General features: G+C 64.9%; 17 protein-coding genes. 11 read left to right on the forward strand and 6 right to left on the reverse strand.

Going from position 1 to position 18,184, the window contains the following annotated elements; translation table 11 throughout:
- The first annotated feature begins 177 nt into the window (after positions 1 to 177).
- Positions 178 to 1,674, forward strand: coding sequence for a CoA-acylating methylmalonate-semialdehyde dehydrogenase (locus tag N6H05_RS08745; protein WP_284113506.1), 1,497 nt, complete (start codon positions 178 to 180; stop codon positions 1,672 to 1,674).
- A 56-nt stretch (positions 1,675 to 1,730) separates the two neighbouring features.
- Here N6H05_RS08745 and N6H05_RS08750 read toward each other — a convergent pair whose 3' ends face one another.
- The gene (locus N6H05_RS08750) at positions 1,731 to 2,087 is read right to left on the reverse strand and encodes a GIY-YIG nuclease family protein (protein WP_284113507.1); all 357 of its coding nucleotides are present in this window, start codon (positions 2,085 to 2,087) and stop codon (positions 1,731 to 1,733) included.
- Positions 2,088 to 2,113: 26 nt separating this feature from the next.
- Between N6H05_RS08750 and N6H05_RS08755 the strand changes: the two genes are divergently transcribed.
- The 4 genes from N6H05_RS08755 to N6H05_RS08770 all read left to right on the forward strand — a co-directional run bounded on the left by N6H05_RS08755 (position 2,114) and on the right by N6H05_RS08770 (position 6,969).
- On the forward strand, positions 2,114 to 3,256 hold the full coding sequence (locus N6H05_RS08755) for an acyl-CoA dehydrogenase family protein (RefSeq protein WP_284113508.1): 1,143 nt from the start codon (positions 2,114 to 2,116) through the stop codon (positions 3,254 to 3,256).
- An 11-nt stretch (positions 3,257 to 3,267) separates the two neighbouring features.
- A complete protein-coding gene (locus N6H05_RS08760; protein WP_284113509.1) occupies positions 3,268 to 4,332 on the forward strand; it encodes an enoyl-CoA hydratase/isomerase family protein in 1,065 nt (354 codons plus the stop codon).
- A 73-nt stretch (positions 4,333 to 4,405) separates the two neighbouring features.
- Positions 4,406 to 5,293, forward strand: a complete 888-nt coding sequence (mmsB, locus tag N6H05_RS08765; RefSeq protein ID WP_284113511.1) for a 3-hydroxyisobutyrate dehydrogenase — start codon at positions 4,406 to 4,408, stop codon at positions 5,291 to 5,293.
- Positions 5,294 to 5,391: 98 nt separating this feature from the next.
- Positions 5,392 to 6,969, forward strand: a complete 1,578-nt coding sequence (locus N6H05_RS08770; RefSeq protein ID WP_284114194.1) for a cytochrome P450 — start codon at positions 5,392 to 5,394, stop codon at positions 6,967 to 6,969.
- 38 nt (positions 6,970 to 7,007) lie between these two features.
- Here the strand turns inward: N6H05_RS08770 and N6H05_RS08775 are convergent, their stop codons facing one another.
- The 5 genes from N6H05_RS08775 to ligK all read right to left on the reverse strand — a co-directional run bounded on the left by N6H05_RS08775 (position 7,008) and on the right by ligK (position 12,492).
- Complete coding sequence (locus N6H05_RS08775) at positions 7,008 to 7,640, reverse strand: DUF4198 domain-containing protein (protein WP_284113512.1); 633 nt, start codon at positions 7,638 to 7,640, stop codon at positions 7,008 to 7,010.
- Positions 7,641 to 7,651: 11 nt separating this feature from the next.
- Positions 7,652 to 9,721 carry a TonB-dependent siderophore receptor gene (locus N6H05_RS08780; RefSeq protein WP_284113513.1) on the reverse strand — a complete coding sequence of 690 codons (2,070 nt, stop codon included), beginning with the start codon at positions 9,719 to 9,721 and terminating at the stop codon, positions 7,652 to 7,654.
- 155 nt (positions 9,722 to 9,876) lie between these two features.
- Complete coding sequence (locus tag N6H05_RS08785) at positions 9,877 to 10,764, reverse strand: amidohydrolase family protein (RefSeq protein WP_284113514.1); 888 nt, start codon at positions 10,762 to 10,764, stop codon at positions 9,877 to 9,879.
- Positions 10,761 to 11,825 (reverse strand): 4-oxalomesaconate tautomerase, encoded by a 1,065-nt coding sequence (locus tag N6H05_RS08790; protein ID WP_284113515.1) that lies wholly within the window; start codon positions 11,823 to 11,825, stop codon positions 10,761 to 10,763. The genes N6H05_RS08785 and N6H05_RS08790 overlap by 4 nt, the downstream gene beginning before the upstream one ends.
- A complete protein-coding gene (gene ligK / locus N6H05_RS08795; protein WP_037520103.1) occupies positions 11,818 to 12,492 on the reverse strand; it encodes a 4-carboxy-4-hydroxy-2-oxoadipate aldolase/oxaloacetate decarboxylase in 675 nt (224 codons plus the stop codon). Before ligK ends, N6H05_RS08790 begins: the two co-directional genes overlap by 8 nt.
- A 104-nt stretch (positions 12,493 to 12,596) precedes the next feature.
- On the opposite strand from ligK, the gene N6H05_RS08800 reads away from it, so the two are divergent.
- The 6 genes from N6H05_RS08800 (at position 12,597) to N6H05_RS08825 (ending at position 18,164) form a co-directional block, all read left to right on the forward strand.
- The gene (locus tag N6H05_RS08800; RefSeq protein WP_284113517.1) at positions 12,597 to 13,748 is read left to right on the forward strand and encodes a LysR substrate-binding domain-containing protein; all 1,152 of its coding nucleotides are present in this window, start codon (positions 12,597 to 12,599) and stop codon (positions 13,746 to 13,748) included.
- Between the two features lie 64 nt (positions 13,749 to 13,812).
- Positions 13,813 to 14,709, forward strand: coding sequence for an NAD(P)-dependent oxidoreductase (locus N6H05_RS08805; protein ID WP_284113518.1), 897 nt, complete (start codon positions 13,813 to 13,815; stop codon positions 14,707 to 14,709).
- Complete coding sequence (locus N6H05_RS08810; RefSeq protein WP_284113519.1) at positions 14,706 to 15,728, forward strand: amidohydrolase family protein; 1,023 nt, start codon at positions 14,706 to 14,708, stop codon at positions 15,726 to 15,728. Before N6H05_RS08805 ends, N6H05_RS08810 begins: the two co-directional genes overlap by 4 nt.
- Before the next feature lie 84 nt (positions 15,729 to 15,812).
- Positions 15,813 to 16,217: a protocatechuate 4,5-dioxygenase subunit alpha gene (gene ligA, locus N6H05_RS08815; RefSeq protein WP_004208430.1), complete on the forward strand. Its 405-nt coding sequence runs from the start codon at positions 15,813 to 15,815 to the stop codon at positions 16,215 to 16,217.
- Positions 16,217 to 17,065, forward strand: coding sequence for a class III extradiol dioxygenase subunit beta (locus tag N6H05_RS08820; RefSeq protein WP_284113520.1), 849 nt, complete (start codon positions 16,217 to 16,219; stop codon positions 17,063 to 17,065). The genes ligA and N6H05_RS08820 overlap by 1 nt, the downstream gene beginning before the upstream one ends.
- A gap of 157 nt (positions 17,066 to 17,222) precedes the next feature.
- On the forward strand, positions 17,223 to 18,164 hold the full coding sequence (locus N6H05_RS08825; RefSeq protein ID WP_284113521.1) for a Gfo/Idh/MocA family oxidoreductase: 942 nt from the start codon (positions 17,223 to 17,225) through the stop codon (positions 18,162 to 18,164).
- Positions 18,165 to 18,184: the final 20 nt, after the last annotated feature.

Genomic DNA, 18,184 nt, shown 5'->3' on the forward strand with positions numbered 1-18,184 from the left:
ATGCATATCCGTCAGCTTGCCTGCATTTCTGATATGCTGCAAGGCGGGGTGAAAGCATCGTGCGGAAGAGTGGGAACCGGTTTTCCGCTTCAAACGATGCGACAAAAGAAGTTGGCGCGCGCGACTTGCGTCAGGGTGATCGCAGCGCGCTCCAAAGCATATTGGAGAGGATGAAGCATGCGTATCATCGATCATGTCATCAGTGGTCATTGGGCAGGTGACGGCGGCCGCACCAGCGACGTCTTCGATCCCAATGGCGGGACCGTGCAGGCGCAGCTGCGCCTCGGCACCCAGGCCGACTTGGACGCTGCCATGGCCGCCGCACTTGCCGCCCAGCCGGCCTGGGCTGCGACCAACCCGCAGCGCCGCGCCCGCGTCATGTTCGCTTTCAAGACGCTGGTCGAACAGAATATGGACGAACTCGCCCATCTGCTCAGTTCCGAACATGGCAAGGTGATTGCCGATTCAAAGGGCGATATCCAGCGCGGGCTGGAGGTGATCGAATTCGCCTGCGGCATCCCTCATGTGCTCAAGGGCGAATATACCCAGGGCGCCGGCCCCGGCATCGACGTCTATTCGATGCGCCAGCCGCTCGGCGTGGTCGCCGGCATCACCCCGTTCAACTTCCCGGCGATGATCCCGATGTGGATGTTCGGCGTCGCCATCGCCTGTGGCAACGCCTTCATCCTCAAGCCCAGCGAGCGCGACCCCAGCGTCCCCGTGCGCCTCGCTGAACTGATGCGTGAGGCCGGCCTGCCCGACGGCGTGTTGCAGGTCGTCCATGGTGACAAGGAAATGGTCGACGCGATCCTGGATCATCCCGAGATCAGGGCGGTCAGCTTCGTCGGCTCCTCCGACATCGCTCATTATGTCTATCGCCGTGGCGTCGAGGCGGGCAAGCGCGTCCAGGCGATGGGCGGCGCCAAGAATCATGGCATCGTCATGCCGGACGCCGATCTCGACCAGGTGGTGAATGACCTGGCCGGCGCGGCCTTCGGTTCGGCGGGCGAGCGCTGCATGGCGCTGCCGGTGGTGGTGCCGGTGGGCGAGGCGACGGCGATCGCCCTGCGCGAGAAGCTGATCCCGGCGATTGACGCGCTGCGGGTCGGCGTCTCGACCGATGCCGACGCCCATTATGGCCCGGTCGTCACCGCCGCGCACAAGGCGAAGATTGAATCCTATATCCAGATGGGTGTCGATGAGGGCGCCGAACTGGTGGTCGACGGCCGCGGCTTCACGCTGCAGGGCCATGAACAGGGCTTCTTCGTCGGCCCGACTTTGTTCGACCGGGTGACGCCGCAGATGCGCAGCTATCAGGAGGAGATTTTCGGCCCGGTGCTCCAGATGGTGCGCGCCGACAGCTTCGAGGATGCGCTGCGCCTGCCGAGCGACCATCAATATGGCAATGGCGTCGCCATCTTCACCCGCAACGGCCATGCCGCGCGCGAATTTGCCGCGCGGGTCAATGTCGGCATGGTCGGCATCAATGTGCCGATCCCGGTGCCGGTCGCCTATCATACGTTCGGCGGCTGGAAGCGCAGCGCCTTTGGCGACACCAACCAGCACGGCATGGAAGGCGTTAAGTTCTTCACGAAAGTGAAGACCGTCACCCAGCGCTGGCCCGACGGCGGCGCCACCGGCGATAGCGCCTTCGTCATCCCGACCATGGGGTGAAGGCGCGCGCCTCCTCTGCTGCCGTCATGCCGGACTTGTTCCGGCATCCATTGCCTCTACTTTGGAGGCAAGGGCGGCAGGCCGAGAGATAGCGCCCGATCCTCCCAGAAAGGATTATCCTGTTCGATGAGCCGCACCTTCCACTCCCGTCGCCATTTCTTGAGCTTCTTCTCAAGCGCGATGGCTGTTGGAAAGTCGAGCTGATGTTCGAACCAGACCAGCCTGTTGACGCCATATTGTCTGGAAAATCCATCGATAACGCCGGAACGATGTTGATGGATTCGTTCTATCAGATGGCCGGTGACACCGACATACAAGGTGCCATGTCGTCCGCTCGCAAGGATATAGACGCATGGCTGGTTGGGCATGATGCCAGTATGAAGAGCGAATGGATGCCGGATCAAGTCCGGCATGACGCCAATAAGGAAAAGACCGTCCCATGACCCAGTTCGACCTCACCGACGAGCAGCGCGCCGTGCAGGAACTGGCGCAGCGCTTCACCGCCGATGCGATCACGCCCCACGCGGCCAAGTGGGACGAAGATCATCATTTTCCCCGCGACACCATCCGCCAGGCCGCCGAACTGGGCTTCGGCGCCATCTATGTGTCGGAAGAGAGCGGCGGCATCGGTCTTGGCCGGCTTGAATCCGCGCTCATCATAGAAGCCATGGCCTATGGCTGTCCCTCCACATCGGCCTTCATCTCGATCCACAATATGGCCGCCTGGATGATCGACCGCTTCGGCGACGAGGCGGTGAAGCAGCGCTATCTCCCGTCGCTCGTCACCTGCGAGACGATCGCCTCCTATTGCCTCACCGAACCGTCCGCCGGTTCCGATGCGGCGTCGCTGCGCACCCGCGCGGTGCGGGATGGCGACCATTATGTCGTCACCGGTTCCAAGGCGTTCATTTCGGGCGGCGGCGAAAATGACATCTATGTCGTGATGGTCCGCACCGGCGAGGATGGCCCCAAGGGCATCAGCTGCCTGGTGATCGAAAAGGACATGGAAGGCGTCAGCTTCGGCGCGCAGGAGCGCAAGCTAGGCTGGCATTCGCAGCCCACTGCCCAGGTCAATTTCGACGCCGTGCGTGTGCCGGTCGGCAATCGTGTCGGCGCGGAAGGGCAGGGCTTTGCCATCGCCATGGCCGGGCTCGATGGGGGGCGGCTCAACATCGGTGCCTGCTCGCTCGGCGGTGCCCAGCGTGCGCTGGACGAGGCGGTCGGCTATACCCGCGAGCGGCGCCAGTTCGACCGCGCCATCGCCGATTTCCAGAATACCCAATTCACCCTGGCCGATATGGAGACGGAGCTTCAGGCCGCTCGCGCGCTGCTCTATCTCGCCGCCGCCAAGGTGAGCGAGGGCGCGCCCGACAAGACCAAGTTCGCCGCCATGGCCAAGCGCTTTGCGACCGACACCGGTTCGGCCGTGGCCGACCGCGCGCTGCAACTGCATGGCGGCTATGGCTATCTGATGGACTATCCGGTCGAGCGCATCTGGCGCGACCTGCGGGTCCACCGCATCCTGGAGGGCACGAACGAGATCATGCGCATGATCACCGCCCGCGAACTGCTCAAGGCCTGAAGGGGATGACCATGACCGACGATGTGCTGATTGCGGTGGAAGGCGGCGTCGGCCGCCTGCGGTTGAACCGGCCCAAGGCGATCCATGCGCTGACCCGCGCCATGTGCGCGACCATGACCGACGCGCTGCTCGCCTGGCAGGATGATCCGGCGATCCGTGCGGTGATGATCGATCATGCCGAAGGGCGCGGCTTCTGCGCCGGCGGCGACATCCGCCTGATCGCGGAGAGCGCGGCCGGTGACAATCTGGCGGCGCGCGATTTCTTCGCGACCGAATATCGCCTCAACCATCTGCTCTTCACCTATGGGAAGCCGGTGATCGCCTTCATGGACGGCATCACCATGGGCGGCGGCGTCGGCATCGCCCAGCCGGCGCGCCATCGCGTCGCGACCGAACGCACCGTCTATGCCATGCCGGAAACCGGCATTGGCCTGTTCCCCGATGTCGGCGGCGGCTGGTATCTTTCCCGCCTGCCGGGCCGATCGGGACGCTATCTTGCCGTCACGGGCGCGCGGATCGACGGGGCGGACGCGATCGCGCTCGGCCTTGCCACCGACTATCTGCCGAGCGACCGGCTGGAGGAGGCGAAGGCCGCGATCATTGCCGACCCGACCGATATCGGCGTGGTGCTGGCGCGCTTCGCCGCCACCCCGCCCGATAGCCATTTCGCCGCCCGCCTGCCGGATATCGACCGGCTGTTCGCCAGCGACCGGCTGGAGGATATCTATGCCGCGCTGCGCGCCGACGGATCGGACTGGGCGCTGGCGCAGATCGCTGCGCTCGACACCAAATCGCCCCAGACGATGAAGGTCGCGCTGCGGCAACTGGCGCAGGCCAGCCGCCTGACCCGCTTCGTCGACAATATGGCGATGGAATATGATCTTGCCTGCCGCATCATCGCGCGGCCGGACATTGTCGAAGGGGTGCGCGCGCTGATCGTCGACAAGGACAACCAGCCGCGTTGGAACCCACCAACGGTGGAGGCGGTCACCGACCAGCTGGTCGACGCGATCTTCGCGCCCCTGCCGGAAGGCGAGCGCTGGACCCCGTTGCCCCAGGCGGCGGTCGAGGTCTGAGAGTGTATTTGGAAATGCGCTCTTCCGCGCATTTTTCAAACGGGCTTTGACATAATAAAAGGAGAGGACGGACATGAGCAGCATTGGCTTCATCGGCCTGGGCAATATGGGCGGCGGCATGGCCGCCAATCTGGTGAAGGCGGGCCATGCTGTCACCGCCTTCGACCTGTCCGAAGCTGCGCTGACCCGCGCCGAAGTAGCCGGTTGCACCCGCGCCGCGTCTGCCGCGGAAGCGGTTCAAGGAGTCAGCATCGTTGTCACCATGTTGCCCGCCGGCAAGCATGTCCGCGCGGTCTATGGCGAGCAATTGCTGGGCGCGGTCGGGCCGGACACGCTGCTGATCGACTGTTCGACCATCGATGTCGCTTCGGCCCGCGCCGTCATCGAACAGGCGGCCGAGCGCGGCCTTGCCATGGTCGATGCGCCGGTGTCGGGCGGCATTGCCGCAGCCAATGCTGGCACGCTTACCTTCATGGTTGGTGGTGAGGATGCCGCCTTTGCCCGCGCCGAGCCGATCTTGCAGGCGATGGGCAAGGCGGTGATCCATGCCGGTGCGGCGGGTGCGGGGCAGGCGGCGAAGATCGTCAACAACATGCTGCTGGGCGCCACCATGGTCGCCACCTGCGAGGCTTTTGCTCTCGCCGAAAAACTGGGTCTCGATCTCCAGACCTTCTTCAACATCTCGTCCAAGGCGTCGGGGCAGAGCTGGTCGATGACCAGCTATTGCCCGGTGCCCGGCGTCGGCCCGGAAACGCCGGCCGACCGCGACTATGAAGGCGGCTTCGCCAATGCGTTGATGCTCAAGGATCTGAAGCTCGCGGTGGAGGCCGCCCATGGCGTCGACGCCAGCGTGCCGATGGGCGCGGCGGCGGAATCGCTCTACCAGGCGCTGGTCAACACGGGTGCCGGGGGCAAGGATTTCTCCTCCATGATCCGCTTCCTCAAGGGCGTGGCAGCCTGACATCGTCGACTTGACGGCAACCACATATGATCTACTGTGTATCATATGTGGTTGCGCGATCGCTCCTGCGCGCGTGACGGCAGCATGGGAGAGAGATGATGGTGGCACTGGAGGCGCGCGACTATTTTACCGATCGCGGCATATTGCAGGATCCCTATGCCTTTTTCGAGGCGGTCAGGGCACATGGCCCGGTCCATCAGCCGCCGGGGCGCGACTATCTGATCGTCACGGGCTTTGAGGAAACGCTCGAAGTCCTCGCCAACGCCCAGGATTTTTCCGCCGTCAACGCGCTGCAGGGGGCCGCGGCGCCCTTGCCCTTTGTCCCGCAAGGCAGCGACATCAGCGCGCAGCTTGAAGCGCATCGGCCCGATTTTCCCGGCGGCACGATGCTGATCGGGCTGGATGACATGCCCCACACCCTGTTGCGCGGGCTGGTCAACCGGCTGTTTACCCCGTCCCGCTTGAAGGCGAATGAGCGTTTCATATCGGACTATTCGGACCATCTGGTGCGCCAGGCGGTGGCGCAGGGCCGCACCGAACTGATCCGGGACATCGCCACCCCCTTCGTCACGCTGGTGATCGCCGACCTGCTGGGGGTGCCGGAGGAGGATCGCCAGCGCTTCATGGACGTGATCGATGCTGCGCCGCCGCCCGGCAGCCTGGACGCGGCGGACAATGACTATGCGGGGGAAGGGCATCCGCTGATCGTCATGGGTTCCTATTTCGCCGCCTATGTCGAGGATCGGCGGCGTCATCCGCGCGAGGATATATTGACCGAACTGGCGCTGGCCAAATATGCCGACGGGACGACGCCCAGCGTGGCGGAGATCGTCAACCTCGCCACCTTCCTGTTCGGCGCCGGGCAGGACACCAGCGCCAAGTTGCTGGGCAACGCCATGCGCCATATTGTCGATCAGCCGGGGCTTCAGGACCAGCTCCGTGCCGACCCGGCGCTGATCCCGGCCTTGATCGAGGAAGTGCTACGGATCGAGGGATCGAGCAAGCAGACAGCGCGGGTCGCGCGGCGCGATACCCGGATCGGCGATCGGGCGGTGCCGGCGGGCACCTGCATATTGCTGGCGCTGGCGGCGGCCAATCGCGATCCTGCGCGCTGGGACGCGCCTGCGGAACTGAAACTGGATCGTCCCCGCATTCGCGAGCATGTCGCCTTCGGCCGGGGCAAGCATGTCTGCGCCGGCGCGCCGCTCGCCCGTGTCGAGGTGCGGATCATCCTGGAGAAATTTCTGGAGCATAGCAGCGCGATCGAACTCGACCCGGCCCGCCATGGCCCGCCCGGTGCCCGCGACCTGCATTTCGAGCCGAGCTTCATCATTCGCGGACTGGACGACCTGCACCTGATACTGACGCCATCGGCCGCCGCATTGGCCGATCGGGGTGAAGTGGACCGCTTCCCCGTTGCAGGGCAAAAGCCGCAAGCGCAGGCGGAACCACAGGATGAAATGCTGTCGACCGCTCGCACGAAGATCGGCGTGCTGCTGGCCGATCCGCAGGCGCGCAGGCTGCTCGACCGCTATTTTCCCGGCGTGGCGGATGACCAGCGCATTGCGATGGCAAGGGGCATGACGCTGCGAGCGATCCAGCCCTTCGCCCCGTCGCAGTTCACGGATGCGGCGCTCGACGCGCTGGACGCCGATCTGGCGGCTCTTGCCGCATGAGGCGGCGGCGCGGGGCGATGGCCCGCGCCGTCCCGGTGTCAGTTATTGACGAAGGTCAGCGTGGCGATGTTGTAGAGCGTCGCCACCTTGGCCCCACGCAGGCTGAGGTCGCCCTTTTCCTCCTGCGTCGCGGTCAGGATGTAGCGGCCCTTTTCCTTGATCGGCAGGGCCACGCGGCCCTGGGCGTCGGTGACGAAGCCCTTCGACCATTTGTCGGGCGAAATCGCGGTCACCTTGACCCCGGCAAGCGGCTTGCCGTCGCGGACCAGCGTGAAGCTGCTGGCGCCTGGCGCAGTCGGCACGATTTCCAGCGGCATCCCGGCCTTGGCCTCGCTGCGGCCGGCACGCGCATAATAGATCACGCCTTCCTTCTTGCCTTCTTCGCCCCAGGGATCGAACACGCTGTCGTCGATCACGCGCACGTCGCCGGCGGGCACGGCGACCTCGATATAGCCGGCCTTGCGCACCTGCGGCGTGGAGGAGGCGGGCACCAGCTTGGGCGCCTTCAGCTTCTCGAACTCGGGGTCTCCACCCTCGGGCAGCGGATCGCCCGGTTCGCCCAGATAGATGCGCGCCGGGCCGGCACCGTCACGCTCGACCCACACTTCATGCGCCTGCGCCATCGCGGGCAGACAGGCGATCGCCAGCAGCGCACTAGTCCATTTCAGCATAGTCTCTCTCCTCAGAAACGGAAGCCGACCGTGCCCATGACGTTGCGCGGCGCGCCCATGAAGCAGTCGCCACGCGCCAGGCAGGACGCGTAATATTTCTTGTTGAGCAGGTTGGTCGCGTTGAGCGCAAAGCGCCAGTCCTGCCAGGTGATTTCCGCCAGCGCGTCGACGGTGGTGCGCGACGGCGTGACGATCGACCAGATTGCGCTGGTCGACACGCTCTTGCCGCTATAGACGACGCCGCCGCCCAGGCGCAGCTGCGCCTCGTCGGACAGGCCGAAGGTCTTGGTGGACCAGAGTGACGCGGTGTGGCGCGGCATATAGTCGAGGCTGGTGTTGGTTTCCGACTTCAGCTTCGAATAGCCATAATTGGCCAGCAGTTCGAAATTGCCGGGCAGGGTGTGGCTCGCCTCGATCTCGAAGCCCTTGGTGTTGAGCACGCCCGACTGTTCGGTGCCGCCCGCCGCGAGATAGAGGACGCGGTTGCGCTCCTTGATCTTGAACACGGTGGCAGTGACCAGGGTGCTGGGGGCGGGCTGCCACTTCACGCCGGCTTCATATTGGGTGCCGGTCTGCGGCTTGTAGGCATCGCCATAGCTGCCATCGCCATTGTCGATCCGGCCGGCGACCGGCAGGAAGCTCTCGGTGTAGCTGAAGAAGGGCGAGATGCCGGCGCCGATTTCGCCGATGATGCCGGCGCGGAAGGTGGTGGCATTGTCCTTCTGGCCCGAAGAGCCGGTGACGCGGTCGCGGCGGGCGCCCAGCACGACCGATACCCGGTCATAGAAGCGGATCTGGTCCTGGACATAGACGCCCAGCTGCTTCTGGCTGTCGCTGGTGAACGGACCGGTCGGATCATAGGTCGCCAGCGCATCATAATCGATGTCGTAAAGGTCGACCAGTTCATAGCCGCCGGCATAACGCTTGGACACCTTGTTCCAGCTATAGTCGATGCCGACCAGCAGCTTGTGCTCGATATTGGCGCCGGTGTTGAAATTGAACTGGACGTTGTTGTCGGTCGAAAAGACGTTCATCCGCGCGTCGCTGGCGTCGGCCGTCAGCGCGATGGTGCGCCCGTCAGTGCCATAGACCGAGAAGGGATCCTGTGGGTTGGTATAGCTGTCGGCATAGTGGGTGTTATATTCGAGGTCGCTGTCGATATAGCGCGCCTTGAGGCTGAGCTTCACATTGTCGGAGAAGCGGTGGGTGATGGAGCCGCCACCCTGCAGAGACCGGCCATCATAGCGATCCCAGCCGGCCTTGCCGACGAAGGTGTAGCGATCCAGCTGCTCGCCCGCGACATTGTTGGGCATGAAGGTGCCGACGATCGGCAGGAACTGCGACGTGGAGCCGGTATCATCCTCCTGATAGAGGCCGGTCAGCACGATGTCGGTATCCGGGGTCGGCTGCCAGCGGATCGAGGGCGCGAACATGACGCGGTCGTCGGGGACATGGTCGACATAGGTGTCGGCGTCGCGGACGCGGCCGACGAAACGCACCGCCAGATTGTCGGCCAGCGCGACATTGACGTCGCCCATCGCTTCCTTGCGGTCATAGCTGCCATAGACCAGGTTGAGTTCGCCGCGCGTGGTGAAATCGGGCGTCTTGCTGACCAGGTTGACCAGGCCGCCGATCGACCCCTGGCCGAACAGCACCGATGCCGGGCCGCGCAGGATTTCCACGCGCGAGAAATTATAGGGGTCCGACGTGATCGACGCATAATAGCTGAAGATGTCGCGCATGCCGTCGCGGAACTGCAGCGCGTCCAGGCCACGCACGTTGAAACCGTCGACGCGGGTATCGCGACCATAGGGATTGGCCAGCACGCCGGCGGCATATTTCACCGTATCGCTGATGCTGATCGCACCCTGCGACAGATATTGTTCGGACGTGATGACCTTGATCGGCTGGGGCAGTTCGACCAGCGCGGTGTCGGTCTTCGACCCGGTGGTCGCGGCGGTGACGACGATGCTGTCTTCGTCGGTGCGGGGGGCGTCCGCAGCGGCCGCCTCTGCCGACCAGGCGGTGCCATGGCACAGCGCGATCAGGGCCGCGCCGCTCAATGCGATGAACTTCTTCATATGGGATCCCCCGTGACTCGGTTATGGGGCGCCCATAGCGATATTGATATTCGTTCGCAATTATGTTGACACGCATTTGCGAGAAGCATGTTGCGCAAATGCAACCGGCCGCCCCCGATGGCGCGGCCGGTCCTGTGTAGAAATGGGTAGTGGCCTTATAATTCCTCGGGCCAGTAGAGCCGCATCGGATTGTCGATCAGCAGCTTGCGCTGCAATGCCTCGGTCGGGGCGATGCGCGGAATCATGTCGACCAGATGGCCGTCATCGGGGATCGCATCCTGCATGTTCGGGTGCGGCCAGTCGGTGCCCCACAGCACGCGGTCCTGATAGTCGGCGACCAGCGGCGCGACCGCATCGGCAAAGGCGTTCCAGGGATCGCCTGTCGGATCGAGCCGGTCGGGGCAGGTGGCCTTGAACCAGATATCGTCGCGGCTGTCGAGGAAGGCGCGGAATGCCTTCATGTCGGCGCCATCAGGGCCTTGGCTGACGTCCGGGCGGCCCATATGGTCGATCACCAGCGGCACCGGGATCGCGTCCATGAAGGGGCGCAGTTCTTCGAGGATGTCGGCCTCGAAATAGATCACCACATGCCAGCCCTTGGGCAGGCGCTTGGCCACTTCGAGGAACTTGTCCTTGGGCGCGTCATCGACCAGGCGCTTGAGGAAATTGAAGCGGATGCCGCGCACCCCGCCCTCATGAAGGGCGGCGAGATCGGCCTCCGAAATGGCCGGATCGACCACGGCGACGCCGCGCGCCTTCCCGTTCGACTTGGCGATGGCGTCCAGCGTCGCGGCATTGTCGGTGCCGTGGCAGCTGGCCTGGACGATGACGTTGCAGTCGAACCCCAGATGATCGCGCAGCGCGAACAGCATGTCCGGGCCGGCATCCTCGGGCAGATATTTCGCCTTCGCGCTGAAGGGAAATTGCGCCATCGGGCCGAACACATGGCAATGGGCGTCGATCGCGCCGGCCGGCGGCGTGTAGCGCGGCTTGGAGGGATTGCCGTGCCAGCTGATGATGCGACCAGGTTCGGGGGCGGTCATGCGAAAATCTCTCCATCCATCAGCTTGCGCGCGGTGCGCAGCATGGCGGCGCTGATCACCGCGCCGCTCTCGTCCAGTTCCATGACACAGGTCGTCTCGCCGGTGGGATGCTCGACCGACAGTGTCTTGCGATTGCCGTCGGGGATCGACGCGACTTCGGCCGCGGGCGATCCGTCGATCAGGCAGGCGGTGGCGACGCTGACCGCGCCGAGCACGCCGATCGAGGCATGGGCGCGATGCGGAATGAAGCTGCGCACCGTGACCGCGCCGCCATCGCGCGGCGGGGCGACCAGCATCATCTTGGGCACGGACTTTTCCTTGACGTCGCCCAGGTTCATCCGTTCGCCGACGGCGAGGCGGATCGCCTCGATCCGGGCCTTGAGCGCCACGTCCTTGTCCAGCGTGTCGCGGTCTTCATAGCCGGTGATGCCGACATCCTGCGCCTTCATCACGACGCAGGGCATGCCATTGTCGATCAGGGTGACGCGCACGCCCTCGACCTCGTCAAAGGCGTTGCCAGTCGGCAGCAGCGCACCGCAGGAGGAGCCGGCGGTATCGCGAAATTCCAGCGGGATCGGGGCGGCGCTACCGGGCACGCCGTCAATCTTCGCCTCGCCATCATAGCGGACTTTGCCGCCCGGCGTCTGCACCGTGGCGATCGCGATCTGTCCGGTATTTTCCATGAAGATGGCGACGCGGGTCTCGCCGTCCTGCGCGGCGACGAGGCCACGCTCGATCGCGAAGGGGCCGATGCCGGCGAGGATATTGCCGCAATTTTGCGCGTCGCTGACGATCGCCTGATCGACGAACACCTGGAGGAAGAGATAGTCGACATCGACGCCCTCCCGATCGGATTTCCTGACGACCGCGACCTTGCTGGTCAGCGGATCGGCGCCGCCCATGCCATCGATCTGGCGCGGATCGGGCGATCCCATGACCCGCAGCAGGAAGGCGTCGCGCGCGGCGCTGTCGGCAGGCAGGTCTTCGGCCAGAAAATAGCCGCCTTTGGACGTGCCGCCGCGCATCCACATGACGCGGGTGCTGGTCTGGCCATCAGACATATTTCAGGCCCATTTCCTGGAGGCGCGGGCGCATATTATAGATGTCGAGGCCCAGTTCCCCGGCGGCCAGGCGGACGCGCTTGGCTTCCTCGGCGGCTTCGCGGGCCTGCGCCTTTTCCAGCACGGCGGCGGCGTCGGCGCGCGGCACGATGCACACGCCATCATCGTCAGCGATGATCACGTCGCCCGGATTGACCAGCGCATTGGCACATACGACCGGGATATTGACCGATCCCAGCGTGCCCTTGATCGTGCCCTGGGCGTGGACCGCCTTGGACCAGACCGGGAAGTTCATCTGCTTGAGGTCGCGCACGTCGCGGACGCCCGCGTCGATGATGAGGCCACGGCAGCCGCGTGCCTGGGCGGAGGTGGCGAGCAGGTCGCCGAAATAGCCGTCGGTGCAGGGGCTGGTCGGGGCGAGCAGCAATATGTCGCCTTCTTTCAACTGTTCGATCGCGACATGGACCATCCAGTTGTCGCCCGGCGGGGCGGAGATCGTCACCGCGCTGCCGGCGATGCGGGCGCCCGGATAGATGGGGCGCATATAGGGGGCGAGCAGGCCCTTGCGGCCCTGGGCTTCATGGACGGTGGCGACGCCCGCCTTGGCGAGGCCATCGATGACGGCGAGGTCCGCCCGTTCGATATTCTGGACGACAATGCCGGACATCAAGCCTTCTCCTAGCGCATAAGTTGACAGCGATGTGGACAGGTGCAGCGCGATGCTCAAATCCGAACTGGAACCAGTGCATAAATTTTTGCTAAGTGTTGGACATGAACCCCGACCAGTTCAATATCCGTCATCTCGCCGCGATGGCGGCCGTGGTGGAGCTTGGCAGCGTCAGCCTGGCGGCGCGCGCGGTCAACCTGACCCAGCCGGCGGTGACCCAGGGGATCGCCAAGCTGGAGGCGCAACTGGGCCTGCCGCTGTTCGCGCGCCAGCCCGGCGGCATGGTCGCGCTGGAGCCGGCGGAACGGCTGAAGCCCCGGATCGATGCGGCTCTGCGCCTGATCGGCAGCAATCGGGTGACGGCGGCGCAGGTGCGCGCCTTCGTCGCCCTGGCGCGCGGCGGCAGCTATGCAGCGGCGGCAGTGGCGACCGGGGTGGCCGAACCGTCGCTGCATCGCGCGGTCGGCGATCTGGGGCTGGCGCTGGGGCAAAGGCTGGTCGACCGGCGCGGGCGCGGCGTGATGCTGACCAGGGCGGGGACGGTGCTGGCGCAGCGGCTGCGGCTGGCGCTGGCGGAATTGCGGCAGGGGTTGGAGGATCTGGCCGACCTGCGCGGGCAGGAGGGCGGGCGCATTCTGGTCGGCGCCATGCCGCTGTCGCGCGCGCGCCTGATCCCCGATGCGATCGCACGGTTCCGCGCCGATTTCCCGCTGGTCGACATCAGCGTGCATGAAGGATCGCATGCCGAACTGGTCGGCCCGCTGCGCGATGGCGAAATCGACATGATGGTTGGCGCGCTGCGCGATCCGGCGATGGCGCTGGACCTGACGCAACGGCCCTTGTTCGAGGATCGACCGACCATCCTGGCGCGGCACGGCCATGCGCTGGCGGCGGGCTGGGACGCCGATGCGCTGCGCCGCTATCCCTGGATCCTGCCGCCGGAAGGCACGCCGCTGCGCCAATTGTGGCAGGCGATGTTCGCGGCGCTGGGCGGCGGTCTGCCGGCGGTGCCGATCGAATGCGGATCGGTGATGACGATCCGGCAATTGCTGGTCGGCGGGGAGTATCTGACCTTGCTGTCGCACGATCAACTGGCGCTGGAGCTGGAGGCGGGGCTGCTGATCGATATCGGCCCGGCACCCGGCGCGATCAGCCGGAACATCAGCCTCACCACGCGGGCCGACTGGCGCCCGACCCGGCTACAGCAGCAGTTCATGGCTGCGATCGATCAGGCTGCGGTACATATGAATTCGTAAAATCTTATACTGATCCAGCGGATTCGATTGGCGGCATCAGACATGATCCGTCATCCAACCCGCCATGGAGCAGGAAATCGGTCTGATCGGATTTGGCGAGGCGGGGTCCACCTTTGCGATGGCGGGGGACTGGATCGACGCGGCCCGCGTCTATGATATCCAGACGGATGTTGGCGCCACCCGCGATGCGATGCTGGCGCGCTGTGCCCGAGCCGGCGTCCGGGCCGTGCCGACGCTGGCCGATGCCGTCGCGCCTGTCACTTTCATCCTGTCACTCGTCACCGCCGACCAGGCGCTCGCCGTGGCGCAGGCTGCCGCCGCTCATATCGCGCCCGGCGTCCTTTATTGCGATCTCAACAGCGTCGCGCCCCAGACCAAGCAGGCGGCGTCTCGCGCGATCGAGGCGGCCGGTGGCCATTATGTCGATGTCGCCGTCATGGCGCCGGTCGATCCGGCCCGGCTGAACGTGCCGCTGCTGGTCAGCGGCGCCCATGCCGATGCGGCGCGAGCAGGGCTGGCCCGGCTGGGCTTCACCAATATCCGCGTCGTCGGCGAGGCCGTCGGCCGGGCGTCGGCGATCAAGATGATCCGGTCGGTGATGGTCAAGGGGCTGGAGGCGCTGACCGCCGAATGCATGCTGGCGGCCGATGCGGCGGGCGTGCTGGACGAGGTGATCGGATCGCTCGACGCCAGCGAGAAGCCGCGGCCCTGGGACATTCGCGCCGACTATAATTTCGACCGCATGATGGTTCACGGGCTGCGCCGCGCGGCCGAGATGGCGGAGGTGGTCAAGACGCTCGACGGCCTTGGCACCGGTTCCGCGATGACGCGCGGCACGGTCGAGCGTCAGCAGGCGATCGGCACGCTGGGCCTCAAGACGCCGCCCGAAGGGCTGGGCGCCAAGATCGACAGCATCATCCAAGCAAGAGCAGAACAGACAGGAAAGGCCGACGCGGCATGACCATGATTATCGACTGCCACGGCCATTATACCGTGCTGCCCAAGGGGCATGATGCCTGGCGCGAGGAGCAGAAGGCGGCGTTCAAGGCAGGCGTGCCTGCCCCCGCCTATCCCGACATCAGCGACGCCGAAATCCGCGAGACGATCGAGGCGAACCAGCTGCGCCTGATCAAGGAACGTGGCGCCGACCTCACCATCTTCTCGCCGCGCGCTTCGGCCATGGCCCCTCATGTCGGCGACGCGGCGGTGGCGAAGGAATGGGCGATGCGCTACAACGACCTGATCGCGCGCGTCGTCGGCCTGTTCCCCGAAACCTTCGTCGGCGTGTGCATGCTGCCACAGTCGCCCAAGGCGGATATGGCCAACAGCATTGCCGAGCTGGAACGCTGCGTCGACATGGGCTTCATCGGCTGCAACCTCAATCCCGATCCGGGCGGCGGCCATTTTCAGCATCCGCCGCTGACCGACACATATTGGTATCCCTTCTACGAGAAGATGGTCGAGCTGGACGTGCCGGCGATGATCCATGTGTCGGGCAGCTGCAATCCGGCGATGCACGCGACCGGCGGTTATTATATCGCGGCCGACACCATCGCCTTCATGCAGTTGCTGGAGGGTGACCTGTTCAGGGACTTCCCGACCCTCAAGTTCATCATCCCGCATGGCGGCGGCGCGGTGCCCTATCATTGGGGCCGCTATCGCGGTCTGGCCGACATGCTGAAGAAACCCGACCTGTCGACCCATCTGATGAACAACATCTTCTTCGACACCTGTGTCTATCATCAGCCCGGCGTCGACCTGCTGGCCGACGTGATCGACAACAAGAATATCCTGTTCGGGTCGGAAATGGTCGGCGCGGTGCGCGGCATCGATCCCACCACCGGCCATTATTTCGACGATACCAAGCGCTATGTCGATGCGCTGGACATCAGCGAGGGCGAGCGTGCCGCGATCTTCGAGGGCAATGCCCGCCGGGTCTTCCCCCGGCTCGACGCGCAATTGAAGGCGCGCGGCCTGTAAGCGATCCCCGCGGAGGGGCGAGTCCATCCCCCGGTCCTTTGTTGGAAGGAAGGGCCGGGGGATGGATTTCCAAGAGAGGATGAGATGAGCATCGATATCCACGAATATCTCGCCGAGTTCGACGATATTCCCGGCACCCGCGTCTACACGGCGGCGCGGGCGCGTCAGGGCTATTGGATGAACCAGTTCGCGATGAGCCTGATGAAGGCGGAAAACCGCGTCCGCTGGCTGGCCGGCGAGCGCGCCTATATCGACGAATGGCCGATGACCGAGGCGCAGAAACAGGCGATCCTGGACCGCGACTATAATCGCTGCCTGGACCTGGGCGGGAACATCTATTTCCTCGCCAAGGTGTTCTCGACCGACGGCCTCAGCTTCCTGCAGGCGGTCGGCACCATGACCGGGATGAGCCCGGAAGACTATCAGGCGATGATGATCGCCGGCGGCCGCTCGCCTCAGGGTGTCCGCTCCATCAAGGAGAAACGCTGATGGCCCGCATCACTGCCGGCGTCGCCACCAGCCATGTGCCCGCCATCGGCGCTGCCATGGATCTGGGCAAAACCGCCGAGCCTTACTGGCAGCCCTTGTTCGCCGGCTATGACTGGTCGCGGCAATGGATCGCGCAGGAAAAGCCCGATGTCGTGATCCTGGTCTATAATGACCATGCCTCCGCCTTCGACATGAAGATCATCCCGACCTTCGCGATCGGCTGCGGCGAGCGCTACAGGCCGGCCGACGAGGGCTGGGGGCCGCGCCCGGTGCCCGACGTGATCGGCGAGCCGGACCTGGCCTGGCATATCGCCCAGAGCCTGATCCTCGACGAATTCGACATGACCATCATCAACGAGATGGATGTCGACCATGGCCTGACCGTGCCGTTGAGCCTGATGTTCGGCCAGCCCGACGCCTGGCCGTGCCGGGTGATCCCGGTGGCGGTCAATGTCGTTACCTATCCGCCGCCGTCGGGCAATCGCTGCTGGCGGCTGGGCGAGGCGATCGCCCGCGCGGTCGACAGCTTCCCCGAGGATCTCAACGTGCAGATCTGGGGCACGGGCGGCATGAGCCACCAGCTCCAGGGGCCGCGCGCTGGGCTCATCAATGCCGAGTGGGACAATCGCTTCCTCGACCTGATGAGCCAGAGCGACGATGGCGAGGCGCTGCGCGCGATCGAGCATATCGAATATCTGCGCGAGACCGGGTCCGAAGGGATCGAGATGGTCATGTGGCTGATCATGCGCGGGGCGCTGGGCGACAAGGTCCAGCCGCTGCACCGCCATTATCATGTTCCCGCTTCCAACACCGCGGTCGGGCACCTGGTGCTCGAACCGACGGACTGAATTTCGGTTCGCACTCGTGCCTCCCCTCCCTTCCAGGGAGGGGCCGGGGGTGGGTGCGAGCGTAGCGAGCCTCCTTCGGAGGCACCCACCCTTGAATAGAGACAGGTGTCTCTATTCAACCCTCCCTTCCAGGGAGGGGCTTTAGATGGAGAATAGCATGCGTATTGCCCTCGCCGGTGCCGGCGCCTTTGGCGAAAAGCATCTTGATGGCCTCAAGAATATCGATGGCGTCACCGTCACCTCGATCATCGGCCGCGAACTGGAGGCGACGAAGAAGGTCGCCGAGAAATATGGCATCGGCCATGTGACGACCGATCTCAACGAGACGCTGGCGCGTGACGATGTCGATGCGGTGATCCTGTGTACGCCGACCCAGATGCACGCGGAACAGGCGATCGCCTGCATGAATGCGGGCAAGCATGTCGAGGTGGAAATCCCGCTCGCCGACAGCTGGGCCGATGCGCAGGCGGTGTTCGCCAAGCAGAAGGAAACCGGCCTTGTCTGCATGGTCGGCCATACCCGCCGCTTCAACCCGTCGCACCAGTTCGTCCACAACCGCATCCAGGCAGGCGAATTCAACGTCCAGCAGATGGACGTGCAGACCTATTTCTTCCGCCGCAAGAACATCAATGCCAAGGGCGAACCGCGGTCGTGGACCGACCATCTTCTGTGGCATCATGCCGCGCATACGGTCGACCTGTTCGCCTATCAGGCGGGCAAGATCGTCGCCGCCCATGCGATGCAGGGGCCGATCCATCCGGAACTGGGCATCGCCATGGACATGTCGATCCAGCTCAAGAGCGAGACCGGCGCCATCTGCACCCTGTCCCTGAGCTTCAACAATGACGGGCCGCTTGGCACCTTCTTCCGCTATATCGGCGATACCGACACTTATATCGCGCGCTACGACGATCTGGTGAACGGCAAGGAAGAGCCGATCGACCTGGCTGGCGTCGCCATCTCGAACAATGGCATCGAGCTGCAGGACCGCGAGTTCATCAGCGCGATCCGCGAGGGCCGTGAGCCCAACAGCTCGGTCGCCAAGGTGTTCGACTGCTACCGCGTGCTGGGCGAACTGGAAACGCAGCTCGCCGGCTGATTCCGATCCCTTCGGGGTCG

Origin of the sequence: Sphingobium sp. WTD-1 (genome assembly GCF_030128825.1) — a bacterium.
Lineage (GTDB): Bacteria > Pseudomonadota > Alphaproteobacteria > Sphingomonadales > Sphingomonadaceae > Sphingobium.